The organism is Streptomyces sp. NK08204 (assembly GCF_020400585.1).
Taxonomy (GTDB): Bacteria; Actinomycetota; Actinomycetes; order Streptomycetales; family Streptomycetaceae; genus Streptomyces.
Window position 1 is genome coordinate 85,530 of sequence record NZ_JAINVF010000019.1, and the last position, 26,994, is coordinate 112,523.

General features: G+C 69.7%; 22 protein-coding genes. 11 read left to right on the forward strand and 11 right to left on the reverse strand.

Going from position 1 to position 26,994, the window contains the following annotated elements:
- The first annotated feature begins 203 nt into the window (after positions 1 to 203).
- From K7G59_RS25060 to K7G59_RS25075, 4 genes are all read left to right on the forward strand, one after another.
- Positions 204 to 2,063 (forward strand): DUF4012 domain-containing protein, encoded by a 1,860-nt coding sequence (locus K7G59_RS25060; protein ID WP_225837910.1) that lies wholly within the window; start codon positions 204 to 206, stop codon positions 2,061 to 2,063.
- A 137-nt stretch (positions 2,064 to 2,200) separates the two neighbouring features.
- Positions 2,201 to 4,120, forward strand: coding sequence for an asparagine synthase (glutamine-hydrolyzing) (gene asnB, locus K7G59_RS25065; protein WP_225837912.1), 1,920 nt, complete (start codon positions 2,201 to 2,203; stop codon positions 4,118 to 4,120).
- A 130-nt stretch (positions 4,121 to 4,250) separates the two neighbouring features.
- On the forward strand, positions 4,251 to 5,516 hold the full coding sequence (locus tag K7G59_RS25070; RefSeq protein ID WP_225837914.1) for an O-antigen ligase: 1,266 nt from the start codon (positions 4,251 to 4,253) through the stop codon (positions 5,514 to 5,516).
- 9 nt (positions 5,517 to 5,525) lie between these two features.
- Entirely contained in the window at positions 5,526 to 6,374 is an 849-nt protein-coding gene (locus tag K7G59_RS25075) for a bifunctional 2-polyprenyl-6-hydroxyphenol methylase/3-demethylubiquinol 3-O-methyltransferase UbiG (RefSeq protein WP_225837916.1), read from the forward strand.
- Positions 6,375 to 6,418: 44 nt separating this feature from the next.
- On the opposite strand, the gene K7G59_RS25080 is transcribed toward K7G59_RS25075, so the two are convergent.
- Together K7G59_RS25080 and K7G59_RS25085 are read right to left on the reverse strand one after the other, a co-directional pair.
- On the reverse strand, positions 6,419 to 7,723 hold the full coding sequence (locus tag K7G59_RS25080) for a lipopolysaccharide biosynthesis protein (RefSeq protein ID WP_225837918.1): 1,305 nt from the start codon (positions 7,721 to 7,723) through the stop codon (positions 6,419 to 6,421).
- A gap of 105 nt (positions 7,724 to 7,828) precedes the next feature.
- Entirely contained in the window at positions 7,829 to 8,926 is a 1,098-nt protein-coding gene (locus K7G59_RS25085; RefSeq protein ID WP_225837920.1) for a glycosyltransferase, read from the reverse strand.
- A gap of 264 nt (positions 8,927 to 9,190) precedes the next feature.
- Between K7G59_RS25085 and K7G59_RS25090 the strand changes: the two genes are divergently transcribed.
- Complete coding sequence (locus tag K7G59_RS25090) at positions 9,191 to 9,709, forward strand: DapH/DapD/GlmU-related protein (RefSeq protein ID WP_225837922.1); 519 nt, start codon at positions 9,191 to 9,193, stop codon at positions 9,707 to 9,709.
- Between the two features lie 116 nt (positions 9,710 to 9,825).
- Here the strand turns inward: K7G59_RS25090 and K7G59_RS25095 are convergent, their stop codons facing one another.
- Both K7G59_RS25095 and K7G59_RS25100 read right to left on the reverse strand, forming a co-directional pair.
- Positions 9,826 to 10,971 (reverse strand): MraY family glycosyltransferase, encoded by a 1,146-nt coding sequence (locus tag K7G59_RS25095; protein WP_225837924.1) that lies wholly within the window; start codon positions 10,969 to 10,971, stop codon positions 9,826 to 9,828.
- Positions 10,968 to 12,047 carry an NAD(P)-dependent oxidoreductase gene (locus K7G59_RS25100; protein WP_225837926.1) on the reverse strand — a complete coding sequence of 360 codons (1,080 nt, stop codon included), beginning with the start codon at positions 12,045 to 12,047 and terminating at the stop codon, positions 10,968 to 10,970. The genes K7G59_RS25095 and K7G59_RS25100 overlap by 4 nt, the downstream gene beginning before the upstream one ends.
- A 245-nt stretch (positions 12,048 to 12,292) precedes the next feature.
- Between K7G59_RS25100 and K7G59_RS25105 the strand changes: the two genes are divergently transcribed.
- On the forward strand, positions 12,293 to 13,579 hold the full coding sequence (locus tag K7G59_RS25105) for a nucleotide sugar dehydrogenase (protein WP_225837928.1): 1,287 nt from the start codon (positions 12,293 to 12,295) through the stop codon (positions 13,577 to 13,579).
- An 808-nt stretch (positions 13,580 to 14,387) separates the two neighbouring features.
- On the opposite strand, the gene K7G59_RS25110 is transcribed toward K7G59_RS25105, so the two are convergent.
- The 3 genes from K7G59_RS25110 to K7G59_RS25120 form a co-directional block, all read right to left on the reverse strand.
- The gene (locus K7G59_RS25110; protein ID WP_225837930.1) at positions 14,388 to 15,338 is read right to left on the reverse strand and encodes an NAD-dependent epimerase/dehydratase family protein; all 951 of its coding nucleotides are present in this window, start codon (positions 15,336 to 15,338) and stop codon (positions 14,388 to 14,390) included.
- Positions 15,335 to 16,543: a glycosyltransferase gene (locus K7G59_RS25115; protein WP_225837932.1), complete on the reverse strand. Its 1,209-nt coding sequence runs from the start codon at positions 16,541 to 16,543 to the stop codon at positions 15,335 to 15,337. The genes K7G59_RS25110 and K7G59_RS25115 overlap by 4 nt, the downstream gene beginning before the upstream one ends.
- 197 nt (positions 16,544 to 16,740) lie before the next feature.
- Positions 16,741 to 17,592, reverse strand: a complete 852-nt coding sequence (locus tag K7G59_RS25120) for a glutaminyl-peptide cyclotransferase (protein ID WP_225837934.1) — start codon at positions 17,590 to 17,592, stop codon at positions 16,741 to 16,743.
- A gap of 1,445 nt (positions 17,593 to 19,037) precedes the next feature.
- Here K7G59_RS25120 and K7G59_RS25125 point away from each other — a divergent pair.
- From K7G59_RS25125 to K7G59_RS25140, 4 genes are all read left to right on the forward strand, one after another.
- On the forward strand, positions 19,038 to 20,498 hold the full coding sequence (locus K7G59_RS25125) for a polysaccharide biosynthesis tyrosine autokinase (RefSeq protein WP_225837936.1): 1,461 nt from the start codon (positions 19,038 to 19,040) through the stop codon (positions 20,496 to 20,498).
- Positions 20,495 to 21,070, forward strand: coding sequence for a low molecular weight phosphatase family protein (locus K7G59_RS25130; protein WP_225837938.1), 576 nt, complete (start codon positions 20,495 to 20,497; stop codon positions 21,068 to 21,070). Before K7G59_RS25125 ends, K7G59_RS25130 begins: the two co-directional genes overlap by 4 nt.
- Before the next feature lie 138 nt (positions 21,071 to 21,208).
- Complete coding sequence (locus K7G59_RS25135) at positions 21,209 to 22,249, forward strand: Ca2+-dependent phosphoinositide-specific phospholipase C (RefSeq protein WP_225837941.1); 1,041 nt, start codon at positions 21,209 to 21,211, stop codon at positions 22,247 to 22,249.
- A 76-nt stretch (positions 22,250 to 22,325) separates the two neighbouring features.
- A complete protein-coding gene (locus tag K7G59_RS25140; RefSeq protein ID WP_225837943.1) occupies positions 22,326 to 22,880 on the forward strand; it encodes a glycoside hydrolase family 25 protein in 555 nt (184 codons plus the stop codon).
- 74 nt (positions 22,881 to 22,954) lie between these two features.
- Here the strand turns inward: K7G59_RS25140 and K7G59_RS25145 are convergent, their stop codons facing one another.
- On the reverse strand, positions 22,955 to 23,167 hold the full coding sequence (locus K7G59_RS25145; protein ID WP_225837945.1) for an EF-hand domain-containing protein: 213 nt from the start codon (positions 23,165 to 23,167) through the stop codon (positions 22,955 to 22,957).
- A gap of 348 nt (positions 23,168 to 23,515) precedes the next feature.
- Between K7G59_RS25145 and K7G59_RS25150 the strand changes: the two genes are divergently transcribed.
- Positions 23,516 to 24,175 (forward strand): GNAT family N-acetyltransferase, encoded by a 660-nt coding sequence (locus K7G59_RS25150; RefSeq protein WP_225837948.1) that lies wholly within the window; start codon positions 23,516 to 23,518, stop codon positions 24,173 to 24,175.
- Here the strand turns inward: K7G59_RS25150 and K7G59_RS25155 are convergent.
- The 3 genes from K7G59_RS25155 to K7G59_RS25165 all read right to left on the reverse strand — a co-directional run bounded on the left by K7G59_RS25155 (position 24,142) and on the right by K7G59_RS25165 (position 26,993).
- Positions 24,142 to 25,329, reverse strand: coding sequence for a YncE family protein (locus tag K7G59_RS25155; protein ID WP_225837949.1), 1,188 nt, complete (start codon positions 25,327 to 25,329; stop codon positions 24,142 to 24,144). The genes K7G59_RS25150 and K7G59_RS25155 overlap by 34 nt on opposite strands.
- Positions 25,329 to 26,132 (reverse strand): polysaccharide deacetylase family protein, encoded by an 804-nt coding sequence (locus tag K7G59_RS25160; protein WP_225837950.1) that lies wholly within the window; start codon positions 26,130 to 26,132, stop codon positions 25,329 to 25,331. Before K7G59_RS25160 ends, K7G59_RS25155 begins: the two co-directional genes overlap by 1 nt.
- Positions 26,133 to 26,489: 357 nt before the next feature.
- Entirely contained in the window at positions 26,490 to 26,993 is a 504-nt protein-coding gene (locus K7G59_RS25165; protein WP_225837951.1) for an ATP-binding protein, read from the reverse strand.
- Between the last annotated feature and the right edge of the window lies 1 nt (position 26,994).

Consider the following 26,994-nt stretch of genomic DNA (forward strand, 5'->3'; position numbering starts at 1 on the left):
TAGTGGACATCCTCGGCGGCGTATACGCGTGGGGAGGGCGCGGAGGTGATACCAACGGTGGAACAGCCGCCCCGGGCCACTGAGGCAACCGCGCGAGCAGTCGGCCTGCGCCCTTTGGGAGGAGCCCGATCCCCATGCTCAGATGTCCCACCCTCGAAGGCCACGGCCCATCCCCTCGTGCCGGGCGGGACTGAGGGCCTGCCATGCCGTGGACCGACCGCACACTTCCCGGCAGTTCAGCCCTGTCCGCGCTCGCAGACCTCCTGCGACAACATCGTCGTCGTGCCAGGCCGCTGCTGTGGGTCCTCGCGGGTCTTCTGCTCGCGGGGGCGGGCTGGATCGTCGTCACCGGCCTGCTGGCTCGTGGGGAACTCGCCGCGGCCCGAGGTGACTTGAAGACACTGCGCAGTTCGCTGACGGCGGCCCCCCGGGCGACCTCGGCGGCAGGGCAGGGCGCGAGCCGCGGCCTACTCGCCCGGCAGGCTGCTCGTTCCCTGGCGGAGCGGGCCGAACGCGCGCACTCGCTCACCACCGGACCGGCGTGGTACCTGGCAGCGTCCCTGCCCGGCATCGGCGGTCCCTTCCAGACCGTACGGGGGACGACCGACGCGCTCGACCGACTGGGCGGAAAAGCGCTGCCCGCCGTGGTACGGAGCGTCGATCGTCTCACCGCAGAGGCCGGTGGCAGTCACATCAATCTCTCCGAACTACGGCGGGCCGCACCGGACTTGGGGTATGCCGCACGTGAGGTGGCCGTGGCCCGGGCGGAGGTGGACGGACTGCCGCAGCGAACCTGGCTGTCCCCTGTGGACCGCGTCCGAAGCCAGTTCCTCGGCGGGCTCGACCGGATGGCGCCCGCCATGGACAACGCCGCTGCCGGCGCCCGCCTGCTGCCTCCCATGCTGGGGGAGGGCGGCCTGAGACGTTACCTCCTGGTGTTTCAGAACCCGGCGGAGGCGCGTGGTACCGGCGGCATGCCCGGTGCTTACGCCGTGCTGACGGCCGACCGGGGCCGGCTGGCGCTGCCGGAGTTCGGACGGGACACCGACATGGCGACCGCCCGGCCCGACGTCAACCTCGGTGCCGAGTTCGCGGCCATGTACGCGCCCTACGATTCGGTGAAGACCTGGCCCAACTCCAATATGAGCCCGCATTTTCCCTACGCCGCGCGCATCTGGTCCGCCGCATGGCGTGTCAGGAGCGGGGAACGCGTCGACGGGGTCATGTCGTTGGGTCCGGAGGCGCTCGCGAGACTGCTGGCGGCTGTCGGGCCGGCGCGGACGGCCGACGGCACTCTCGTCACGGCCGGGAACGCGGTGGATCTCACCGAGCGGGCCAACTACGCGATGTACCCGGACCCCGTCAGGCGGAAGGCCTTCCTGCTGGACGTGGCGCGCGCCGCTGCCGGACGGATGCTGGTCGCCGCCGGGGACCCCCGGCAGCGCCCCGCCCTGCTTCAGGGCCTGTACAAGGTGCTGGGCAGCGGGCAGATGTCCGCATGGAGTGCCCATGCGGAGGAGGAACAGGAGCTGGCGGCGCGCCCGGTCGGCGGATCCGTGTCGCGGGGGCCCGAACCCTACGCCGGGCTGGTGGTCAACAACGCGGCGGGCACCAAGCTGGATTACTACCTCGACCGCACGCTGGAGTGGTCCTCCGGTCGCTGCACCGCCGCCGGCCGTGAGGTCACCGTCAAGGCCGTGCTCGTGAACCGCGCTCCGTCCGCAGGCCTCCCCACCTACGTGACGGACCGGCTGGACAAGCCCGCTCACTCGACCCACCAGGGCGACAACCGCCTGCTGGTCTCCTACTTCGCGACCGCGGGGGCACGACTGGTCGAGGCGAGTGAGGGCGGAAAGCGTGTCCTCGCGTCCCCGGGCATCGAACGGGGACATCCGGTCTACACGTTCGACGTCGAGGTGCCCGCGGCCGAGCGCCGCACGGTGACACTGCGTCTGCTGGAGCCCGCGTCCGATCAGCCACCGAGGGTGCTGCGCCAACAACTGTCCCGCCCGCTGCGGGTGACCGTGCGCCCTGGCCCGGCGTGCCCGGGAAGCGGCGCATAGGAAAGGCCGTCACCCAATGGCACCACGGCCCTGCGGGTTGCCCGCTATGTACTGATTGCGCCGGTATGGTCCTTTTCGGATGCGTTGGTTGATCCACTTACCTTTCCTTATCTTTCACACCTCAACAGGGAGGGCCGATGTGCGGTGTAGCGGGCATGGTGTCGACGACGTCACCCGATCCGGCAGCCGTCAAGGCGATGTGCGACGTTCTCACCCATCGTGGTCCGGACGGAGAGGGCTTCCACACCGCGGACCATGTCGCCCTCGGCATGCGGCGGCTCGCCATCATCGACGTCGAGGGTGGAGACCAGCCCGTCTTCAACGAGGACCGCAGCGTGGTCGCCGTCTTCAACGGGGAGATCTACAACTACCCGGAACTGCGCGACAATCTGCTGCGCCGCGGTCACACCTTCCGTACGCACGGCGACAGCGAATGCATCGTCCACCTGTACGAGGAACACGGTGAGGACCTGGTCCACCACCTCCGCGGCATGTTCACGTTCGCCTTGTGGGACGCGGGCAAGGAGCGGTTGCTGCTGGCTCGTGACCGTGTCGGCAAGAAGCCCTTGTACTACCGGGACGCTCACGGTTCGCTCGCCTTCGCATCCGAACTCAAGGCGCTGAGCGCGACCGCTCCCAGCCGTGGCGAGGTGGATCCCGTCGCCCTCCACCACTACCTGACCTACCAGTACGTGCCCGCGCCGTGGTCGATCCTCAGCGGTGTCCGCAAACTGCCGCCCGGCTCTCTCCTCACCTGGCAGGGCGGCCAGTCCCGGGTGCGGCGTTACTGGTCGCTCGACTTCTCACCGGGCTCCGTCACGAGTGAACAGGAGGCGGCCGAGCGGACCCGGGAGCTGCTCCTGGAGGCCACACGGATCCGCATGGTGTCGGAGCGGCCTCTGGGTGCCTTCCTGTCCGGCGGCATCGATTCCTCCGCCGTCGTCGCGGCCATGGCCCGGATCTCCGGACAGCCCGTGAAGACCTTCTCCATCGGTTTCGACGACGCCCGGTTCGACGAGCGGTCACACGCTCGTGCGGTGGCGAAGCGATACGGCACCGATCACCACGAATTCGTCGTGGACGCCTCCGCGTTGGACGTCCTGCCCACCCTCGCGTGGTATTTCGACGAGCCGTTCGCCGACTCCTCCGCGATTCCCTCCTTCTACGTCGCCCAACTGAGCCGCCGGCACGTGACGGTCGCCCTGAACGGAGACGGCGGCGACGAGTCGTTCGGTGGTTACACGCGCTACGCCCGCCTGGCCCGCATGGAACGGTTCTCCGTCCCGAAAGCCACCCGACCGGCCTTCGGGCGCCTGGGACGGTCCCTTCTCGCCACCGCTCCGGCCGGCTCGCGACTGCGCAGGGCCGGCCTGGCCCTGACAGTGCTGAGCGAGACGTCCCAGCGTCGTTACGCCCGGATGATGTCGTACTTCCTGCCGGAGCAGAAGCACGCCCTCTACACCGAACAGCAGCGCGAGGCTACGTCCGGAGTCGACAGCTACGTCCTGCTCGACCGGGCGTTCCGTGAGTCGCGGGCGGTGAGCCGGGTGAACCAGCTGATGGATGTGGACGTGAACAGCTACCTTCCCGGCGACCTCCTGGTGAAGGTGGACATCAGCACCATGGCCAACTCGCTGGAGGCCCGGTCACCGTTCCTGGACCACCACCTCATGGAGTGGGCGGCGCGCCTGCCCGCCGAGCTGAAGGTGCGTCACGGCACGACCAAGTACCTGCTGAAGAAGTCGCTGGAGGACTGGCTCCCCCACGAGGTGCTGCATCGGCCCAAACAGGGGTTCGGTGTTCCGCTGGCTCACTGGCTGCGTACGGAGCTCAAGGACGTGGCGTGGGACGTGCTGACCGACCGGACGGCGGTGGACCGGGGGTTCTTCCGGCCCGACGCCGTCAGGACCATGCTGGAGGAGCACGAGGCCGGAGAGAACCACGCGCGACGGATCTGGGCGCTGATGCAGTTCGAACTCTGGCACCGCAGGTTCGTCGACCAGCCCGTGTCCGGCCCGCCGGTGCATGCCGAAGAGCCGTTGCGATCGATCGGATGACCGGCGACGAACATCCTCTTGCCCCGGTCCGATTCCCCCTGCAGATGTCCGGCCTCGGGCGAGGCGGTTCGATGAGGATCCTCGCCGACGGTTCCACGGAGGACGAGTGCTGATCACCAACAGGCCGGCCATGAGATCGCTCCCCGCCGTCGTGATCGACCGGGTGGCACTGCTGGCCGCGGGCCCGGTCATCGTCTACCTGGCGCTGTTCCACGGCGCGGCGGCCACCGCGGCGGCAGTGGCGATCGCCTTCGCCGTCATCGTCTGGCCGCGGCCGGACGTGGCGCTGCTGATGCTGCTCGGGCTCGTGCCGGTGATCGCCGTCGTGCACTCCGGCGGCTCGCCGCTGTACGTGACGGTCGTCGGTGGCGTGGGACTGCTCCTGGTCCGGCTCACACTGAACGGGCTGCGGGCGCGTCTGGAACTGCTTCTCATCCTGCTCATGGCCTGTGCCGTGACGCTGAGTTGTCTACTGCCGCCGGAATCGCTCCGTATCGAGCACCAATGGAAGGGCTGTGCCCTGATGCTTGCGGGGCTCGGTATGCTCGCGGCCTCCATGCTGGCACCCCCCGACCCTCGACGGATCGCGCAGCTCGTGGGCGGTGCGGGCGCGGGTGTCGCCGGGTACCTCCTCGCCCGGGGGGAATATGCCTCCGGCCGCCTGACGGGTCTCGGCCTGAACCCCAATTACGTGGGAGCCGTCCTGGCGCTCGCCCTGGTGGCCACCATCGGGCTGGCGCGGTTCCACCGCACCTGGGTGTGGCTCGGACCGGCCGTGGTCTGTACCTCCGCCCTGGTGGAAACCCGGTCCCGAGGGGCTTTTCTGATGGCCGCGGTCGGGCTGGCCGGCGTTCTTCTCGCCGGCCGTCCGGTGCGGTACAAGGTGCTGATCGCGCTGGCGCTGATCGTCGCGACGCAGGCGCTGCCGGAAGCCCTGGACTCGGTACAGGGGGACCTTACGGGCAGCAGGACGTCGACCGAGCTCACCGCGAACACCGAAGTGCGCAAGCAGGCCGCCGCCCTCGCCCTGCGGGTCGCACTCGACCATCCGTTGCGGGGCATCGGATACGGGCTGTTCCCCGAATACGCCAGGACCTCGTCCACTCTGGGCATTTACATCGACACCCACAACGACTACCTCAGGCTGGCGGCCGAGACCGGATCGGTGACTCTTGCGCTCCTGGTGGCGCTGCTGTGGCTCGGGCTCGTCCGCAGGTACGCGGCGGATCACTCGATCCTCCAGTCACTGTGTGCGGCATTCGCGGTCGGACTGCTCTTCGCCAACGCGCTGACCAGCTTCGTGGTCTCCACCCCCTTCTGGATCTCTCTGGGCTGCCTGATGGGCCACGCCGCACACCGGAAGAAAGATCCCTCACCCCTCCCCTCCACCACGTAAGGAAGCCGAATGATCGACTGCCAGACCGAAATCAGCCAAGGCCGGCGCTTCGCCTTCGGCAGGAACTGGCTCCGATTCGGGCAGCTCATCGACGAAGAACGCATCGCCGGCGCCAGGGAGTCGCTGGAGTCCGCTCTCGGCACGTCCGATCTCACGGGACGCAGGTTCCTGGACGTCGGCTGCGGAAGCGGCCTCTTCTCGCTGGCGGCCCTGCGCATGGGTGCGCGAGTACAGTCGTTCGACTACGACCCCGACTCGGTCCGGGCGACCGAGAAGCTGCGCCAGGAATTCGCCCCGGACAGCGACTGGAGCATCCAGCGCGCCTCCATCCTCGACGCGACGTTCGTACGCGGGCTGGAGCAGGCCGACGTCGTCTACTCGTGGGGCGTGCTGCACCACACCGGCAATCTCTGGGCCGCGATGGAGGCCACGTGCGGCCTGGTCGCCCCCGGCGGAACGCTGTACGTGTCGATCTACAACGACCAGGGGGCGGAGAGTCGCGTCTGGACGTCCGTGAAACGGCGCTACAACACGTCCGGGGCCGTGGCACGCCAGGTGCTGCTGGCCGGCAGCGTGCTCTACCTCGGCAGGCACTACCCGCTGTCTGCCGCGATGAGGCTGGCCAAGCGCGTCGGGGGCAGCTCGGCGACCACGACCGTTCCCCGGCGCCGGGGCATGTCACGCAAGCACGACCTCGTCGACTGGGTGGGGGGCTTCCCCTTCGAGGTCGCCACTCCGGAGAAGGTCTTCACCTTCTGTCGCGAGCGTGGCTTCGAACTGCGCCACCTGAAGACCTGCAGAGGCAGCATCGGCTGCAACGAGTTCGTCTTCACTCTCGGTTCCCCCACCGGCGGGTGACACCTCCCGTGCGCGGTCCGCGGGGGGGGGCGGCACCTCATCGGTCAGGCCACCCGGCCGAGGTTCAGTTCCCTGCAGCGACGCCTGACTTCCATCGTGACCCGCGCCGTCTCGGCGCCCGTCGGGAGCAGACACTTCCAACTGACTCCGCTCATCCGGCTGAAGTACGTCACCTGGAAGATGACCACGACCGTGTAGGCCACGGTGGACGCGACGGCGCAGCCGACCGCACCCCAGAGGGGAATCAGGACGACGTTCAGCCCGACGTTCACCACCAGAGCGATCAGCGACGGCAGCACGACGATGCGCGACGATCGCATGCGCAGCAGGAAAATGGACAGAGGCCGGCCGGCGGACAGCAACAGGATTCCGGGCACCAGCCAGGCGACGACCGTGGCCGCCTCCGCGTACGCATGGCCGTACAGCGGAATGACCAGGACCGACACCGCGGTCACGGTCGTCGCCCCGGACACGAGGCCCAGCAGCAGCATGAACCGGACGATCCGCGCCGTGACCACCGCGGAGTCCCTGACATCGTGGCCGGACTGGCGGGACAAGGTGACTTGCGCGCACACGTCGACGGTCAGTCGGCTCAGATCCGACAGCGTCACCGCAAGCGTGTAGACCCCGACCTCCCGTCGGCCGCCCAGGGAGTTGAGCAGAAAGACGTCCGACCGGAGCAACAGGTACGCGGCGACGGTGCCGGCGTGAAACCGCACTCCGTTGACGCACGTCGCCTTGGCCAGGCGTACGTCGGGCCACCCGACGCTGACTCCGCCCGCAGCGACCAGTACGGCCAGGGAGACGGCGAACGAGAGCACCCAGACGATCACCACCGTCCCCACGGTGAGGTGCCTCGTCACGCCGAGGACGACCAGGCAGAGGCACTGGACGACGGCACTCGCCAGCGTCGCCCGTGCCGCCGCACGAGAACGGTCGCGCAGGAGGGCGATGTTCGTCCCGTACAGCACACCCACGCCGAGGGGCACGCCCACACAGGCCGTCGCCAGGAGCGGGAAGCCCGGCAGGTTGCCGCGCCCCTGGAACACCAGCCCCAGCCCGATCGCCACCACGGCCGCGGCGGTACCGACGAGCAGCCCGAGCGGGACGCTGTTCGCGTCCAGGGAGGTCCGTCGTCCCTTCTCCGGCCACATGGCGGTCTGGGCCTGTTCGACGGACAGGTGGCCCAGCGCCATGGCGGTGGTGGCCACGGTGACAGCCATGTAGTAGGTTCCACGCCCTTCGGGGGGCAGCGCTCTGGCCACGACGACACTGGCGAGAACACCCATGACGACGGCGCCCCCGCGCGCCATCAGCATCGAGACGAATTGCGGTCTGCGGTCAGCCACTGTGTCGGGGAACCTCCCGGGCGGCGAACAGCCCGGTGGGGCTGATCGGGAAACGTGCGATGCCAAGGCGGAACACATCGGCACCCTGAGCGTGTCGGCGTTCCGCTACGTCGTGGGACGGTGCTCCAGCAGCTGCCGGTACAGGGTGACGTAGCGTTCCACCATGACGTCGGCCGTGAGATTCGCCATGGCCCACTCGCGGGCCTTGCGTCCGAGGGCAGCGGCAGCGTCCCGGTCACAGAGCACCTGACGGAGTCCTTCGGCGAGGGCGGTCACGTCCGCAGGGGGGACCAGCACTCCCCGTTCCTCAAGGAGCTCCGGGGTACCGCCCACCGCGGTCGCCACCACCGGCAGGCCGGCCGCCATGGCCTCCATGACGGCATTGCTGGAACCCTCGTACAGGGACGGCAGGACGACCACGTCGGCCCGGGCCCTGAAACCGGCCACGTCGGTACGGGCCCCGAGGAACCGCACGTCGATGCCCAGGCGGTCGGCCATCTGTTCCAGCGAGGTGCGCTCGGAGCCGTCACCGATGAGGACAAGGGTGCAAGGGTGTCCGCTGCTCCGCAGTGCCGCGCATGCCTCGAGGAGGTACCGATGCCCTTTGTGAGGGCCGAGGTTGGCGACGCACAACACCACGGGGAGGGAGGTGGGGACATCGGCGGGCTCGGCGGGCTCGAACTCGCTCGGCCGCATTCCGTTGGGGATGACGGAGATCTTGGCGGCCGGCACTCCCTCGTCACGCCGGACCTCGTCCGCGATCGCGGTCGCGTTGGCGACCACGAAGTCCGTCCACCGTGTGGCGATCCGCTCCACGGCGAGCGCCGGACGGTGGTCCTTCTTGAAGTAGCCGAGGCTCCGCCGTCCTGCCACGAGCACCGGTACGCGCGCCAGTCGCGCGGCGGGGGCGGCCATCACGTAGGCGAAAAACAGAAAGGCCTGCAAGACCTGTGGCCTTTCCTTGCGCAGGAAGACCACGAGGCGGACGAAGGCGCGGATGTTGGCGACGTACGAGGTCCAGCCGTGGGACCGGGCGCGAAACCCGAGTTCCACGACGCGCACGCCGGAGCCCTGGAGTTCCTCCTCCCGCGGCCCTTTCTCGAACATGACCAGCAAATGGGTCCGCACGCCCCGGGCACTCAGTCCCCGGGCGAGCAGGACAAGCTGTTTCTCCGCGCCGCCGAGGCCCAGCTGACCGATCATCAGGCAGACTCTGCTGGGAAATCGACGCAGTCCTTCGTCCTGGGCAGCCGGGGCCGGTGATGCGCATGTTTCTTCAGTCAGCGGCATGTGCGGCACAACCTGTTTCTTTCCGCGAAGCCTCCATGGTCTGGAATAGCATATGCCGCACCTTGATCCGAGTCGCGGTTTTGACGGTCGCCCGTCCGCGTGTCAGAGGGCGCCGGTTTCCTTCTCCAGCATGCGCCCACCGCCTCGAATTCCGCGCCGACAGAAGGGAGCACCGATATGAAGAATCGACTCTTTGTCCTCGGTGTCCGCTGCTTCTACAAACTGTTCGCACAGCGGCTGCACTGGCGCGTGCCAGGTGCCCGTAGCCTGCGCGGCTGGTGCGCGCACAAGATCTGCAAAGACGTACGGTTGCCGGTCACGATCAACGCCCGCGTCGGGCTCCCGCCGTCCCTGCGGATGGGAAAGCACGCCGGGATCGGGCAGGGAACCCAGTTCCTCGGTCTGGGCAGCGTGTCCCTCGGCGAGCATCTGACCATGGGGCCGGATTGTCTTTTCATCACCGGGGACCATCCCGTTCCCAAATCCGGAGGGAACTTTCGTGACCACGCCTCGGTGCATTCGGACATCGTCGTGGGAGAAGACGTCTTCCTCGGCGCCCGCGTGACGGTTCTCCCGGGTGTGACCATCGGTCGAGGTGCTGCCGTGGGGGCCGGAAGCGTGGTGACGAAGGATGTTCCCGCCGAGGCAGTCGTTGCGGGAAATCCGGCCAGAGTCATCCGTGTCCGCGCGAAGTGAGCGGAGTTCCGTCGGCTGACTGAAGACAGCGGACACCCGGTCGCTGGTCCCGCGCGTCGCACGGGACCAGCGACCGAAGAGGGGAAAACCGACGCCGGAGGTCTGCGGTATCACCGCTACCCGGCCGGAGTGCCCGGGGCCGGCAACAGCGTGGTGTCCTTCCGTGGTTCCCGAGACTGATCCCGTGACGGCGGCACCGTGCAGCGGGCACCGTCGGCCACAGCCGTCCAGGCCGGGACGTCGGCGTGCGGCACAGCGGTCGCGCCGGCGGGGACTTTGAGCAGCAGCCCCACCGCGCCGACGCTCGTGGCGGAGACGACGACGAGTGCGATGCCGGGAGCGAGCAGCCCGTGGGTCACCAGCATCGCCGCCAGGCAGCCCGCCACCGCGAAGACGCTGAGGCACCGGACGACCTGCTGAACCGTCATGCCCAGCCGTCGCAACCGGTGAGCGATGTGGTCCAGGCCGCCCTGCATCAGGGGCCTCGACTCGCGGTAGCGGGAAAGCATCACCAGCGTGGTGTCCAAGGTCGGGACCAGGGTGGCGAGCAGAAGGCTGGCGGGCCCGGAAAGGCCTTCGGCGTCGTTGTGGACCACCATCATGGTCGAGGCCAGCATGAAGCCGACGAAGAGCGAGCCTGCGTCACCGAGAAAGATCCGTGCCGGATGCCTGTTGTGGAACAGGAAACCGAGACAGGAGCCGCCGAGGGCCGCCATCACCGCGGCCAGGCCCATGGAACCGTCGGCCAGTGCGGTCAGGCAGAGGAATCCGCCGATGACGACAGACAGGGACGACGCGGCACCGTCCATGTTGTCGAGCAGGTTGAAGGCGTTCGTCACGAAGACGATCCATACGACGGCGAACACCGCGTCGAACGTGCCGCCGAAGACGGTGGGATGCCCTCCTGCCACCACCACCGCCGAGGCGGCCGACGTCTCCACGCACAGCCGAAGTCGCGGGCTGAGCTGACGCAGATCGTCGATGAGCCCGAGAACGCACATGAGAGCGGCACTCCCGAGCACGACCGCGAGAACCGGGTCGAAGGCGCTCCCGGCGAGCGCGGCGGCCACACCCGCGGCAAGGGTGGCGACCGCGATGGCGATACCGCCGAGATAAGGCGTCGGCCTGGTGTGCGCCTTGCGACCGCTGGGGCGGTCGGTGATCCCACGGCGCAGGGCGAAGCGCCTCAGCGGCTCCGTCAGCAGTAGTCCGAGCAGCAGGGCCACGCCGCCCGCGCCCACCGTCGCCACCTCCGTACTCACACCGGCCACCGCCCCGCCAGAGCGGTCCCGGCAACGGGATCCTGACCCACGGGACGACGCTGCTCCGGGGCGCCCGGCCCGCGGGCCGGCAGCTTGTCGCCCCATGCGGCACGGGCGTCGGCGATCGCGTCGGCGATGACGTCGGAGAGAGTGTGCCGAGGCCGCCAGCCGGTCAGGGCGCGCAGCTTCGTCGTGTCGGGGACGCGTCGTTCCATGTCCTCGAAGCCTGGTCCGTACGCATCGGCGTACGACACGTGCTCCACCGTCGAGACGCTCTCGGCCTGAGCGATGACCCGGTCGGCCAGGTCGAGGATGCTGATCTCGCCGTCCGCGCCGATGTTGAAGGTCCCCCCGACCGCCCCCGGTTCTTCCAGCAGGAGCAGCAGCGCCGCGACGGCGTCGGCGACGTGCAGGAAGCAACGCCGCTGGCGGCCTCCCCCATGGATCGTCAGGGGTTCGCCGCGCACGGCCTGCCTGGCGAAGCGCGGGATGACCATTCCGTACGCCGGACTCTGGCGGGGCCCCACGGTGTTGAAGAACCGGACGACGGTCGACCTCAGTCCTCGCTCCTGGTGGTAGAGGCAGGCCATGATCTCGTCCACCGCCTTGGCCGTGCTGTACGACCAGCGGGCGATGGACGGGCTTCCCAGGATGCGGTCGGAGGTCTCGTCGAGGGGACCGGAGGAGTTCTTTCCGTAGATTTCCGAAGTGCTGGCGATCAGGATTCTGCGATCGTACCGCTGCGCGGACTCGATGACGGTCTCGGTGCCTTTTGTGTTCGTGATGAACGACTGCAGCGGCTTCTCGACGATGAGTTTTACCCCTACGGCCGCAGCCAGATGGATGACGGTGTCACACTCCTGTACCAGCTCGTCCACGAGCGGCGCGTCCAGGACCGAGCCATGACGGAAACGGAAACGCGGGTCGGTCCAGTTCTGGGTGAGGTTTTCCTGCCGTCCGGTGGTGAGGTCGTCGAGGACCACGACGCTGTGTCCGTTGGCCAGCAACGCGTCCACTAGATGGGAGCCGATGAAGCCGGCTCCACCGGTGACAAGATACTTCGAGCTTCGATCCATGCGCGGCTTCACTCCGGTTTCGGGTGGGGTCGGGTTCCACAGATCTCGATGGCTGAGCCAACGTTCACCTATGCGATGAATAGCGGAAATTGAAACCTCGTCAACTGAACCTGGCCCCCCGGCGCGTCTGCCGATTACGGAATCAAGGTGATGCCGGTGAGACACATTCCCGCAGAATCTCGACCGAGCGCACCGGCATGCATCAATGGGAGATGGCATATGCCACCCCCTGCAACAAAGGAGTGATGAGGGTGCGTCAGGAACGCAACATCCACAGGGGCAAGCTGGTTGTCGTAGGGCTGGGGTACGTAGGCCTTCCCCTGGCCGTGCGAGGCGTCGAAGCAGGGTATTCCGTCATCGGCGTGGACACGGACGAGTTGCGCGTGAAGCGCCTGGGGGCGTGTGACTCCTACATCGAAGACATCGACGACACGCGTCTCCTGGCCGCCGTGGACAGCGGCCGCTTCCGCGCCACCACCGCCTACGAGCACACCGACGGTTTCGACGTGTGTGTCATCACCGTGCCGACGCCACTGCGCGATGGTGTGCCCGATCTGAGTTACGTGGAGTGCGCCGGACGGAACATCGCCCCGCACCTCGCACCCGGCGCCACCGTGGTCCTGGAGTCCACCACGTATCCGGGGACGACCGACACCCTGTTGCGTCCGCTGCTGGAGGCGGGCAGCGGCCTGAAGGCGGGCGGCGACTTCCACCTGGGCTACAGCCCAGAGCGCATCGACCCGGGGAACCCGGACTGGCGCCTGGAGAACACGCCCAAGGTGGTCTCCGGGATCGATGCCGCGTCGCTGCGCAGCATCGAGCGTTTCTACGGCGACATCGTGGAGCGCACCGTGCCGGTGAACTCCTGCCGGACCGCCGAGCTGACCAAGCTGCTGGAGAACACCTACCGCCACGTCAACATCGCGTTGGTCAACGAAATGGCCGTGGTGTCACGTCAGTTGGGGGCGGACATCTGGGAGGCGGTCGAGGCCGCAAGCACCAAGCCGTTCGGATTCATGCCGTTCAGGCCTGGTCCGGGCGTGGGCGGGCACTGCCTGCCGGTGGACCCCTCCTACCTGTCCTGGCAGGTCAAGAGGCTGCTCAAGCAGGACCTCCGGTTCATCACGCTGGCGAACGAGATCAACGACCACATGCCTGATCACGTCGTCCGGCGGATCACCCGTGGACTGAACGAACGTGGCAAGTCGGTCAAGGGGTCCCGGGTACTGCAACTCGGCCTCGCCTACAAGAAGAACACCGGCGACATCCGGGAGTCGCCGGCTCTCGTTCTCGCGCGGTCGCTGCTCCAGCTCGGCGCCCGGCTGGTCGTGGCGGAGCCGCACACCGACTCCTACCTGGTTCCCCCGGAGATCACCCGTGTGGAACTCACCGAGGCAGAGGTCCGGGCGGCCGACGTGATCGTCGTGGCGACCGACCACGATGCCTTCGACTACGCGCTCGTCGAAGAGGCCGGCGCCTACGTGCTCGACACCCGCAACCGCTGCCGGGGGGAGCGTGTCGAGATCCTGTGACAGGGTGGTGCCCGAGGCGGCCCGGGTGTCCTCGGCCCCGTACAGGGCGCCTGTTCGGGGCGAACCGTGCGGCAGTCGGGGCTGACGCGCGGGCCGCGGCCTCCCCTTGTCAGCCGGCGGTACACCATCTGTACGAGGCTGCTCGCGCCTGGCGTGGACCGCAGCCGTGAGCGCCGTCGCAAGGGGGGCCCGGTCACAGGCCGCAGCGGCCGTGAGGTCTTCTCCGGACCGCCGGCCGAGCGGCAAGGGGAGCGGGGCCTGGTGCGTCCAACTGCACGGCAGACGGACGCACCAGGCCCCTGCTGTGTGCTGCGGTGCGCCGGGCGAGCGGGCCGACGGCCTGGTCGGCTGGGTGCGCACGCGGCCACCGACACCGAGAACCCGGCCTGACACGGGGCTGCCGAACGGCTCGCCCTATCAGCCCACTTGGTGGCAGGCGGGATCCGTCCACCCCGTCCCGCTGCGGTCAGGCGGCCCGTCCCTGCCCGGCCTCCCAACGGCCTGGTCCGCTGGGTGTGCACGCGGCCACCGACACCGAGAACCCGCCTGGCACGGGGCTGCCGAACCGGCCTGCCCTATCAGCCCACTTGGTGGCGGGCGGGATCCGCCCACGCCGTCCCGCTGCGGTCAGGCGGCCCGTCCCTGCCCGGCCTCGTCGATGGCGGCACCGCTGGGATGCCGACACCAGAGAGCGCAGGTGCCGGTCTGAGCCCCCAGCAGGTCCTCGGTCTCCTTCAGGAACTGCTGAGGTGCTGGACCGGCACCTGCACCTGCGCGGCCGGCCCCTGCCGGCCGGCAGAACGGGAACCTACGAAGCGCTGCCGGCGTAGGCCGGCAGGGAGCGGAACCACCGGACGGTCTCGGACAGTCCCTGTTCCAGCGGGACGGCCTCGAGGTTGGTGAAGAGACTGCGGAGCACCCCGTCGTCGGCCTGGGAGTCCCGCACGTCACCACGGCGAGGTGCCTCATGACGGATCTCGACCGCCAGTTCCAGCGTCTTGGCGAGGTGGTGCGCGAGTTCCAGGACGCTGACCCGGGTGCCGAAGGCCAGGTTGACCGGGCTTGCGCAGGTCACCTTCCGCAGGACGGCGTCGGCGAGCACCCGTGCGACCGTGCCGACGTAGGTGAAGTCGCGAGTCTGGTGGCCGTCCCCGAAGACCGTCAGCGGTCGACCGCGCAGCGCCGCGTCGATGAAGGCCGGAACGACCGCGGCGTAGGCGTGTCCGGCAGGCTGCAGCGGGCCGTAGACATTGAAGAAGCGGAAGGCAAGGGCCGGCAGGCCGAAGGCCGCTCCGTAGGCGAGCACATAGGACTCGGTCGCGAGCTTGCTGGCCGCGTAGGGGCTGAGCGGACGGGTCGGCAGATTCTCGTGCTTGGGCAGGTCGGTGACCGAGCCGTACACCGAGGACGACGACGCGGCGACCACGTGGGTGAGCCGGCGGCGGCACGCCTCGAGCACGCGCACCGTGCCGGTGGCGTTGGCCTCATGGCTGGCAAACGGGTCCGCCAGGGAACGCGGCACGGACGGTCGCGCCGCCAGATGGACCACGGCGTCGGCCCCCGCCACCACATCGCCGACCAGGTCCCGGTCGAGGATGCTGCCCTCGACCAGTTCCACGTCCACGCCCGCGAGATTGGCCGCCGAACCGGTGCTCAGGTCGTCCAGGGCGACGACCTTGCTGACCGAGGCATGGGCGGCCAGCTCCCGGCAGAGGTTCGATCCGATGAAGCCGGCGCCTCCGGTCACTACGATGTTCAACGATTCACACCTTTCGGTAGGGCTGTCGGCCACCAGCCGCGTGCGCCGGCGATGGAGGCATAGAGGTCGTGGGTGTCCCGGACCAGGCGTTCGGCCCCGAACCGCTGTGTCGTCCAAGAGCGGGCCTGCTGCCCCATGCGGTGGCGGAGCCGGTCGTCACCCAGGAGCCTGACGACGTGTCGGGTGAGGTCACCGGCGTCGGGAGGGGCCAGAAACCCGGTGTGCCCGTCCCGTACCACCTCTGCCACGCTGCCCACGTTCGTCGCCACTGCCGGTACGCCGGCCAGACCCGCCTCGATGAGGCTGACCGGCATGCCCTCGTTGTCAGAGGTGAGCAGCACCAGATCCGCGGCTGCGTAGACGGTCTCCACATCAGCGCGCCAGCCCAGCAGGTGCAGCGACTCGCGCAGATCGGCGGCTGTTTCCAGGTCGCCTTGCAGGTCACCTTCCCCGCAGACCAGGAACCGGGCGTTCGGCACGGTGCGGCGGACCTCGCGGGCCACCGACAGGAACCGATCGGGCCGCTTGACCCTCGTCACCCGCCCGACATAGGCCACGACGGGGCATTCCTGCGGCAGGCCGAGCTCCTCGCGTGCCTGCGAGCGCGACGGAGGCGCGGCCAGTGTGGTGCCGGGCGGGACCACGGCGTATTGCCGGGGCCGGCCGATTCCAGCGGCCAGGAGATCGTCACGGACGCTGCACCCCACCGCCACGAGCCGGTCGGTGACGGCCGCCAGGCTGCGCTCGGCCTGGACCAGCAGCCGTGTCTTCGCCGGTGTGAAGTAGCCGTGCAGGAGGTGGCCGTGGAACGTGTGCACCCGTACCGGCACCCGCGCGAGCACGGCCGCCGCACGTCCGAGTGCGCCTGCCTTGGCTGTGTGCGTGTGCACGATGTGCGGTCGGAACCGGCGCATCGCGGCGGTCAGTTCGGCCAGCGCACGCAGGTCGTCGGTGGGCCGCACCGCCCGGCCCAGGGTGGGTACCCGGCAGACCTGCACATCGGGGGCCCGTTGAACCACGTAGTCGGCCTCGTCCGGACCGACGAACCCGGCGTACAGGCGATGGTCGAACAGCTCGGGGTCGAGCCCCCGCATCAGTGTGGAGACCTGGAGGGCCGGACCGCCCACGTTCATTCTGGCGATGACCCTCATCACCCGGATACGGGAGCGTTCGGGGCCGACCGTGCGACGCCGGGCAATCACCATTCAGCCTCACCGCGTTCCTGGCCAACCGCTGAGGCGGGCACTGGTACATGATCACGACGGGCAGTCATGCTGGCAGGACGGGCCGGGGAGACGACGGCGACCTGCCGTCCGCCGGAACAGCACCACACCTATGGCCTACGTGACCCCGCTGGTCTCCAGGGACCCCGGGTGTCCTGCGCGGTCCGGTCGCCCGTTCCTCATGCCGGGACGAACACCACTCGGAACATCTTGGGCCAGAACTTCCCGGTCACCAGGAACTGATCCGTTCCCCGGACGGCCGCGATGCCGTTCAACGCGGACCCCGGGACCAGCTCGTCGCCGCGCAGCAGGCCCGACGCGTCGATGCTCGCCGTCACCGCTCCGGTGGCCGGGTCGATGCGTACGATCCGGTCGGTGAAGAGCACGTTGGCGTACACGGCTGCGCCGACGCACTCCAGCTCGTTCAGCTCCGTCACCGGGCGGCCCCTGTCGGTCACGACGACCTCGCCCGTCCTCGCAAGGGTGGCGGGGTCACGAAACGTCAGCCGGGCCGAGCCGTCGCTCGTCACCAGCCGGTGCCGTGCCCGTTGGAGGCACACGCCCCAGCCGTCGTCCGGGTACGGAACGCGGCGCAGCTCCGCGAGCGTCTTGGCGTCGCGCTCGATGGCGATCCGGTCCCGCCAGGTCAGCTGCCACAGGGTTCGGCCGAGCACCGTGATGCCCTCGCCGAAGAGCGGTGCGGGAAGCGCGGCGCGCACGGTGGGCGGTCTGCCCGGAGGTCCGGCCCGTACGGAGGACCGGGCGGACAGCCCGGTGCTCTCGTAGAGCGTGCCGCCGGCCATCTCAAGGCCCTCGGTGAACGCCTTGGGGTCGTGCGGCAGGACGCGGAGTACCTTGACCCGCAGGCGCTCGACGCCGTGCGCGGCGGTCAGCCGCCCGCCGGCGATCCGGCGGGCCGCACCGTCGAAGGCGTCGGTGCCTCCGTCCGCCGGTTTTCCGGCCGCGCACGATCCGAGCGCGAGCGCACCGATGAGGGCCGCCGTCCCCATGCTCCGCAGGCGCTCACGCATCGCACGCGCCCCTCGCCGTCAGCGCGGTGCACAGCGGTGTCGTCAGGAGTTGCCGCGGCGGGCCGGGGGTGACCGCTCGCGCGGTGCGACCCCAGGGGCCGGTTGTCACCCGGCGCCGTGCGGCAGGGCGGACGGTCTCGCGGCGGTGTGAGGTGACGTTCCCGGGCGGACGCAGGCCCCCGTGGAAGGCGGAGCCCGGCGCCGACGCGGCCGTCAGCGGTTGCGGCCGGGCGGCGAGGTGCCGTTGGGCGGCCATGGGGCGGGAACGGCTGAGCAGCCCTGTGACGGCTGTCCACCAGCGCCTTCGGCGCGGCACCGGGCCGGCGTCGGCGAGCGGGTGCTCGGCGCGGGCCGGCGGGGCGGTCGGGAGGGTGCGACGACGGTGCGGTGCCGCGCCGCCGAAGCGGCCGGGCCAGGACATTCGCCTGGCGCCCCGGCCGAAGCCGGGGCGCCAGGGTTCCCTGCGGAGGTCTCTCTCCGTCATGAATTACGGCGACGGCGCACGGCCAGCATCGTGCCGCTGCCCGTCAAGAGCAGTGCCGCTGCGGCGCCGCCCAAGGCCATGGCTTTCTCACTGCCCGTGTCTGCGAGTCTGCCATGGTGCGGGTCGCGCCCCGGGTCGTAGGGGTTGCGTCCGTCGTCCCCCTGTCCGTGGTGGTGGCCTCCGTCATCTCCGTGGTGTCCGCCAGGGTGGTGCGTGTGCGAGGGTTCAGGCCGCGGGTGATGCGTCGGGGGCGGGCTCGTCGGAGGCGGGCTCGTCGGCGGGGGCGAGCCGACCACGCCTTCCACGTAGATGCTCGTGCCGATGCTGGGATCCGGGTTGTCCGAGGTGAGCCGGAAGACATGCCAGCCGCCCGGGGTCGACCTCGGGATGGTCACGGTTCCCGACACCGCCCCGTGGGCGTCGGCCCGGAAGTGACCGAGGACGACCGGCGTTGACTCCAGCAGCGCCGTGACGCCCGCCCCGGGGGCGAACACATCTCTCGAGCTGAAGCTCAGCGAATCTCCGGCTGACACGTCGGTCCTACTGACCGACAGGAGCCTCGTCGATGGTGGATATGGTTGCGCGTAGGCGGTCTGAGTCGCTGCCAGCGGTGCGGCGACGAGCAGGGCGGCGGATGCCGCCGATGCCAGTGCGACGCGCCATCTGGGCGATGCCGTCATTTTCTTCACTCACTCTCCTCGGCTTAGGTCCAGTCCGGCCCGGCTGACGTCGGCCGGACTCAAGATCTAGTTACCAAGACTGGATATATCGAATAAATGGGACATATCTAAGCCGACTAGCGCGACTCCGCCCAGGACTCACCAGATGGGGTAGCACGACAGGCCGACACGGGGGTGGCTACTCCCTCCGCAACCCGCGAATCCTTATCGTCTGCTGTGCGCAACAGGGAACAGAATGTCCACTTTCGGGCTGTTCCCTTCGGTCCTATGAGGGGTGCAGCTTGGATCTCCACGGATTCCTGAAGGCTCTCGCCAGGCGCTGGCCTACCGTCGTGGCCTGCCTGGTGCTAGCGAGCGGGGCGGCACTCGCCGCGACGTTCCTGGTCACCCCCGTCTACGAGGCCAGGACTCAGCTCTTCGTCGCCACCCGCAGCGGCGAGGACTCCGCCCAGCTGAACCAGGGGCAGAGTTTCTCGCAGGCGCGCGTGCAGTCGTACGCGGCGATCGTGACGACGCGTCAGGTCACCGGGCCCGTGGTGAAGGAGCTGAGGCTGCGCACCACACCGGAGGAGCTGGCCTCGCGGATCACCGCCGCCGCACCGCTCAACACCGTGCTCATCGACATCGCCGTCCGGGACACCACACCCAAGCGGGCGGCGCTCATCGCCAATGCCGTGGCGGAGCGGTTCAGCGCGGTCGTCGAGCGGCTGGAGACGCCCAGGCAGAACCCTGGCCCGGTGCCGCCCGGAAAGGTCCTGACGGGCGGCGGAGCCGCAACATCACCCGTTTCCCTGGGCGTCACCCAGGAAGCCGTCCCCCCCGCCCGACCGGTCTCGCCCCGCCCCCTGCTGAACCTGTCCGCAGGGGTGGTGGCCGGCCTGCTGCTGGGTGCCGGCGTGGTCGCCCTGCGCGAGAACCTCGACACCACGCTCAAGACCAGCGAGGCGCTGAGCGAGTTCATCGCGCTGCCGGGCCTCGGCACCATCCCGTACGACAAGAACGCCCCCCGGCAGCCGCTCGTCAGCACCGACGGGCACTCAAAGCGCGCCGAAGCCTTCCGCAAACTGCGCACCAATCTGCAGTTCTCCCAGGTCGACGACCCGCCCCGGATCATCGTGGTGACGAGTTCCGTGCCGGGTGAGGGCAAGACCAACACCTCGGTGAACCTCGCCCTCTCGCTCGCCGAGGCCGGCATCTCCACCTGTCTGGTGGACGGGGACCTGCGCCGGCCGTGCGTGGCCGCGGCCTTCGGGCTGGTCCAGGACGCCGGTCTGACCACGGTACTCATCGGACAGGCCCGTATCGAGGACGTGATGCAGCAGTCCGGCCGGCTCGCGGTACTCGCCGCCGGCGCCGTGCCGCCGAACCCCACGGAGCTGCTCGCCTCGGCGCGCATGAAAGAGGTGCTGCACGAGCTGGCCGACACCTACGAGGTCGTGATCGTCGACACCGCGCCGCTGCTGCCCGTCGCCGACACCGTCGGACTCGCCTCGCTGACCCAGGGCGCGCTGCTCGTCGTCCGCGCGGCCAAGACCAGCCGGGACCAGGTTCGCACCGCCGCGGCGTCGCTGGAACGCGTGGGCGTCCGCATCCTCGGTACCGTCTTCAGCATGGCTCCCGCCCCCAAGGGCGACCTCTACGGCACCTACGGGCGGTACAGCGAGCTGCCCGCTCCCCGTGCCTCGGCCTTCCCGGAGAAGGCCGGCATCACCTCGGGTACGCGGGGCACGGGCCGGAAATGACCCGGGTCCTGTTCGTCTGCACGGGCAACGTGCACCGTTCGGTGCTCGCCGAGCGACTGCTGGCCATCCGGCTCCCGCCCGGCTCGGCCGTGCGGCCGGAGAGCGCCGGCACGGAGGCGCTGCCCTGTTCCGACATGGAGGCGTCCACCAGGGCGGTGCTGGAGGAGCTGGGCGGTGACGGCTCGGGCTTCGCGGCCCGCCCGCTCACCGCCCAACTCGTCACGGGAGCGGCGCTGGTCCTCGGACTCGCGCGCGAGCACCGGGAGGCAGCCGTGCGCCTGGTGCCGTCGGCGCTGCGGCGCTGCTTCACCCTGAAGGAGTTCGTGCGTCTGGCCACCGGCGGACCGGGCGGAGTGCGGAGCGGGGAGTTCCGGGTGGATTCGGGGCGCTGTGCCGCGGTGGCGGTCGCGGCAGCCCGCAGAGGAACCGCCGCCCCGGTCCCATCGGCCGAGGACGACATCGCGGACCCGTGGGGCAGGCCCCGGCATGTGCTGTACGCGTGCGCCCGCGAGATCGACCATGAGGTGAGCAGGCTCGCCGGGCTGCTGGACGGCAGCAGCGCGAGGGCCTGAACGCCCCCTCTCCGGCCGCACACCGGTCCGGTGACGCCCTCCGGCTCCGTGGTCGATGTTCCCCCAAGGGCTACCGCGCAGTAACCCCTTGACCCTACGCTGCCGCCAACTGGTCCGACAGCAAAGGGGACTTGAGGCATGCGCGGGATTGGGTCGGTGAGACGGGCGGCGGCGCTGGCGGCGGCCGCGGCTCTGTTGGCGGTGGCGCCGGGGAACGCTCACGCGGCGTCGCCGAAGTTCTCCGGGACGACGGCGATCGGGACGCACAACGCGTACGACAAGGCTAAATACAGTTACTTCGCACAGGCGTTGGACTCAGGCGCCTCGCTGCTGGAGCTGGACGTCTATGTGGACACCATCAGTCACCGGTGGCGCGTGAGTCACAGCAACCCGTGGGGCAACGACAACAACTGCGAGGACGCGGACACGCCCGGCGAGCTGTACAGCAAGAACCGCAACCAGGACCTGGGCGGCTGCCTGGACAACATCGCGGCCTGGAACCAACTGCACCCCGACCACCCGCCCATCATCTTCAAGGTGGAGATGAAGGTGGGCTTCGCCAACAACGCCGGCCTCGGCCCCGACGAGTTCGACACGCTCGTGTCACAGAAGCTCGGCAGCAGCGTCTACAAGCCCTCCGACCTGCTGGGCGGGACGTACACCTCGCTGGACGCGGCGGCCAAGGCCGACGCCTGGCCCGCCCGGGACGCACTGAAGGGCAAGTTCCTCTTCGAGCTGATCCCCGGCACGGTGGAGCAGTCCAACCCGTTCGACCACTACTGGACGGACGAGGAGTACGGGGACCATCTGCGCGACCTGTACACGGCCGGGAACATCACGCGCGCACAGGCCTTCCCGGCAGTGCTCGGCGCGGAGAACGGCGACCCGCGCACCAGCCGCTACGACGCCTCGATCCGGCCCTGGTTCGTGTTCTTCGACGGTGACGCGGCGACGTACGTGAACAACGGCTACGCCACGTCCTTCTACTCCACCAGCCATTACATCCTGATCATGACGGCCGCCGACAAGGTGTCTCCGGCGATCTCCTCCACCGACCCGACCGATGCGGAAGTCGCTGCCCGGCTCGCCCTGTTGGCAGGGGATCACGCAAGCGTCATCACCTCCGACTGGTCGGCGAAGTCGGCGTCGGTGCTGAGCTCGGCGACGGCCAGGAGCTGACCTCGCGGCGCGGACCCGATCGTGAGGGTTCCGCGCATGGACGTTCCGCAAGCGGGAACAGGGGCACAACGACCGTATGCTGCACGGCATCGACGTAAGCTCCTTCCAGTCGTCCTCCTACGGCACGGACGGCCTCTCCTTCGTCTTCGTCAAGGCGACGGAGGGGCGTTCGTACGTCAATCCACGACTGTCCGCCCAGGCGAAACGGGGGCGGGACGCCGGCTTGGTGGTCGGCTTCTACCACTTCCTCTGGCCGGGTCACCTCTCCGACCAGGCCCAGCACTTCGTCAGACACGCGCCCGAGCACCCGGGTGACCTCCTGGCCGTCGACTGGGAGACCACCGGTGCCGGGACACACGCGAGCAACGCGGACAAGGACCTGTTCATCCGGACTCTGAAGAGACTCCGGCCGCACAACCGCGTGTTGCTCTACACGAACCGGGAGTACTGGCTGAACGTCGACGTCACCTCGTACGCCGGCGACGGCCTGTGGATCGCCGACTACGTCACCGCGGGCCATCCCCGCATCAATGCCGAGTGGCGTTTCCACCAGTACTCCAGCGACCCGCACGACAGGAGCGTGGCCGCGTTCGCCCACGCGTCCGCACTGCGCGAGTGGGCCGCGCCCTGACATCCCGCTCCTGCTCCTGCATGACGAAGGGGGTGCCCCTCCCCACCGGAAGCAGGCACCCCCTTTCGCTCACCTCACTTGCTCAGGTAGGCCCAGAACTCGTCGAACGACAGGACCTTGTCGCCGTTGAGGTCGCGGGTCCTGATGATGGCCTCGGCCACCGTCTCGGTGACGTTCCAGTCACCCTCCTGCGCCAGGGCGTGCTTGAACTCGGCCGCGGTGATGAACCCGTCACCGTTCGCGTCGATCCGCTGGAACTGCTTGCGTGCTTCCTCGATGTCCGCCACCGATCCGCCCCTTTTGTTCGTTTTCTCATGCCGTGCAGGCGTACTGACGCTGGTCAGATTAACGGCCCTCCTCAGCGCGGAGTGCGGCGACCACCCAGGCGACGTGTGGTGCGGGCCGCCGGCTCACGGGGGCGAGCAGTCAGCGGTGCCGTCCGGCGGCGGACAGCCGGACGAGCCAGGCCCGGCTCGCGCAGGGTGCGGATCGGTTCCAGGCGGGCGACGAAGGCGGCGCCCGGTGCCGGAAGCCGTCCGCGGAACGGCCCACGGATGGCGAAGAGTCCGGTGCCGTCTTCCGCCATGGCTGGGAGTCTGGGCCTTCCAGTGGACGGAGACTCAAGGAGCGTGGTGATGCAGACGTTGCGGGACATCCTGGACGCGGCGGCGGGTGGCGTCTTCCCGCCGGCCGACGGCGGTACGACGGTCGTGCCGCAGCCCTCGGAGCGGGACGCCGGGGTGCTGGCGTTCACCGCGCACTCGGTGGTGTTCACGGACCAGGACCCGGACTGGGTGTACGGCACACTGCGCGCGGCCGAACGGGAGAGCGACGCCCTGGCCGCCGCCATGAACGCCCGCTTCCTGACCGCCCTGATGGACCGCACGGGCCGCCGCGGCGACACGATCGACGTGCTGCTGGTCGGCTCCCCGCTGCCGGACGGCCCGACGCTCGCACTGCGGGAGGTCACCGAGCCCTCCCATCCCCGGGTGATGAGCTCCCGGCAGCGGCGCGAGGCGGTGCGGGTGTGGGCGGCGGACGGCGGGCTGCTGGTGCTGGGACGCGGGGTCGGGGGCCGGCTGGAGGTGGCCGTGGAGGTCGAGGAGGGGGTACGGCACCGGGGGCTGGGGCGGGCGCTGGTGACGGCGGCACGGCAGTTGGCCGGAGAACCGGTGTGGGCGCAGGTCTCGGCGGGGAACGCCCGCAGTCTGCGGGCGTTCCAGGCGGCCGGGTACCGGCCGGTGGGCTCGGAGCTGCTGCTTCAGCGGAAGATGCCGGTGTGGCCGAGGGAGTAGCGGCCGGGCTGGGGGTAGACGGCGAGGCCGTGCGGACCGCTGCCGACCTTGATGCGGGCCAGGAGCGTGCCGGTGCGGGTGTCGATGGCGTACACCTCGGAGTTGTACCGGCCCGACAGCCACAGCACGTGGCCGTCGGCCGAGACCCCGCCCATGTCGGGGCTGCCGCCGCCGGGCAGATGCCATTTCCCGATGAGCCGGTTCCGGCTGAAGTCGAAGATGGAGATGGTTCCCTCGCCCCGGTTGGAGATGTACATCTCGCGGGAGTCCCGGCTGACGTACAGGCCGTGGGCGCCCTTGCCGGTGGCGAGGAAACGGGGCCGCTCGAAGGTGTCGCCGTTCAGGATCCACAGCCCGTTGGCCACCATGTCGGCGATGTAGAACCGTTTGCCGTCGGGTGAGACCTTGACGTCCTGCGGCATGGCACCGTGGAGCGGCAGCCTTTCCTGCGCGACGACCTTCCTCTTCGCGGTGTCGACCTTGAGGATCTCGCCGCTGAACTCGCAGGAGACGATGAAGTAGCGGCCGTCGCGGGAGAAGTCGGCGTGGTTGACGCCGTAGCAGCTGACCGGCACGGACTTCACGACCTTCATGGTGTGCGCATCGCGGAAGACGAGTGCCCGGTCCATGGAGGCCATGACGACCGCGTACTTGCCGTCGGGTGTGAAGTACAGGTTGTACGGATCATGCACGGCGACCGGCCGGCCGGCCCGGCCGGTCTTCGGGTCGATGGGGGTCAGGCTGTTGCCGAGGTCGTTGTTGACCCAGAGGGTCTTCAGGTCCCAGGAGGGCACCACGTGCTGGGGCTGGCGGCCGACCGGGATGGTCTCGAGGATCCGGTAGGTCGTCGGGTCGATGACCGTCACCGTGTCGGAGTTGGTGTTGGGGACGTACACCCGGGAGGGGAAGTTCCTGACCACCGGCGAGAGCCGGTTCGGGCGGTCGGCGGCGTAGACGTCCTTCGGGTCCAGCACCGGGGGCATGCCGGGCAGGACGTTCACCTGCGGCTTCCTCACCTGTGGCGGGGCCGGTGCCTTGCTGCCGAGGGCCTCGTTCTCGTGTTGCTCGGAGCCCGCGCCGCACGCGGACAGCAGCGACAGGGCGGTGAGGGCGGCACAGGCGGCCAGCAGGCGGGCGGCTTTCGTGGATCGCATCAGCTCAGCAGCTCCGTGGTGGTGACCGCGCGCAGTCCGCGGCGGTCGAGTTCGTGGAGGACGTCGGGCAGGGCGGCGACCGTGTCCGGGTAACCGAGGTGCAGGCTCACCACCGATCCGCCCCGCACCTCGGCGAGGATCTTGCGGGTGATGGCGCGGGCGCCGGGCCGGGTGTAGTCGAGGGAGTCGATGTCGTACGCCAGCACGTGCGGGTAGCCGGCGGTGCGGGCCAGTCGGGTGACGAGCGGAGTGGCGGCCGGGGCGCGGGAGGGCCGGAACCAGGTGCCGATGGACCCGGTGAGCCGTCTGAGGCGGTCGGCGCAGTCGGTGATCTCCTTGCGTGCCTGAGCCTCGGTCAGGGTGTTGACGGCGATGTGCCGCTGGGTGTGGTTGCCGAGGTCGTGGCCGCCGTCGAGGATGCGGCGGGCGACGTCGGGGTGTTCGTCCAGCCAGGTGCCGACGGCGAGGACGGTGAGCCGGGCACCGCGCCGCTCGGCCGCGGTGAGCAGGGAGTGGGCCAGGGCGGGGTCGCCCTGGCCGTGGAAGGTGAGGGCTACCTGGGGACGGCTGCGCGGGCCGTGGGTGATCTGCGCGGGCTGCCCCGGGTAGGCGCGGGGGCCGGGGGCCGTCCGGGAGACGGCACCCGCGGGACGCCGGCCGGAGCCGGAAGCCGCGGAGGTGGCGGTGGCGTGCGGGGCGGCGGCCGGTTCGGCGCCGCAACCGGCGGCGAGCGCGCACGAGGCAACGAGCCCGGTGCCCGCGCGCAGCACTCCGCGTCGGTTGGTCGTGGTCACCCGCACCATTTAAGAGGTGATTGGTAAGAAAATCACCGATTGCCCCATTCGGGGGACATTTTCGGGTCGCAGCGCCCGCAATGCCTGCGACAGCAGGGGGGATTGCCACTCCGCTCATCGCGGGTCTTCACGGGTCTTCACGACTCTTCACGGGTCGTCACGGGCTGCTACGGCGCGGCAGCCGGCCTGGTGCCGACACCTGCGGCGAAGGCCCGGGCCCGCCCGCGCGCATCGACGCCCGCGAGGCCGCACCAACGATGGACGAGCCGCCCCGACGACACCCCGGCAGGGCTCATCGGCCGGCGGCGCACGCCCGCGACCCCCGCATGACGACCCCGGCGACCAGCCACCCGTCCACGGCCGGGCTCAGCGGTCGGCGACGCGCATCTCGAACCAGGTTGTCTTGCCGCATGGCAGCAGGTCGACGCCCCAGCGGTCGGAGAGTTTGTCCACCAAAAACAGGCCGCGTCCGCTGACGTCCAGCTCCTGGACCGGCATCAGGCAGGGCAGGCCGCGGGAGGGGTCGCGGATCTCGACGCGGATCCGGCCGGGGCGGCGGCGCATGCGGAGGCCGAAGACGCGGGCGCCGGTGTGTCGTACCGCGTTGCCGACGAGTTCGGAGACGAGCAGGACCGCGTCCTCGGCCAGCTTGGGCGTCAGCCGCCAGTGGCGCAGGACGACGACCTGGGTCAGCCGGCGCGCAGTGGCCGCGGACTCGGGGCGGGACGGCAGCGGTACCTCCGCCTCGGTCGGGTCGCCGAACAGTTCGAGCGCTTTGAGTGCGTGTTCGTCCTCGACCGCCGGCGACCAGCGTGCCGCGGTCGCACGGCTGTGCCCCTGCGGCTGTTCGATGCCCTCCAGCCCCGCCATG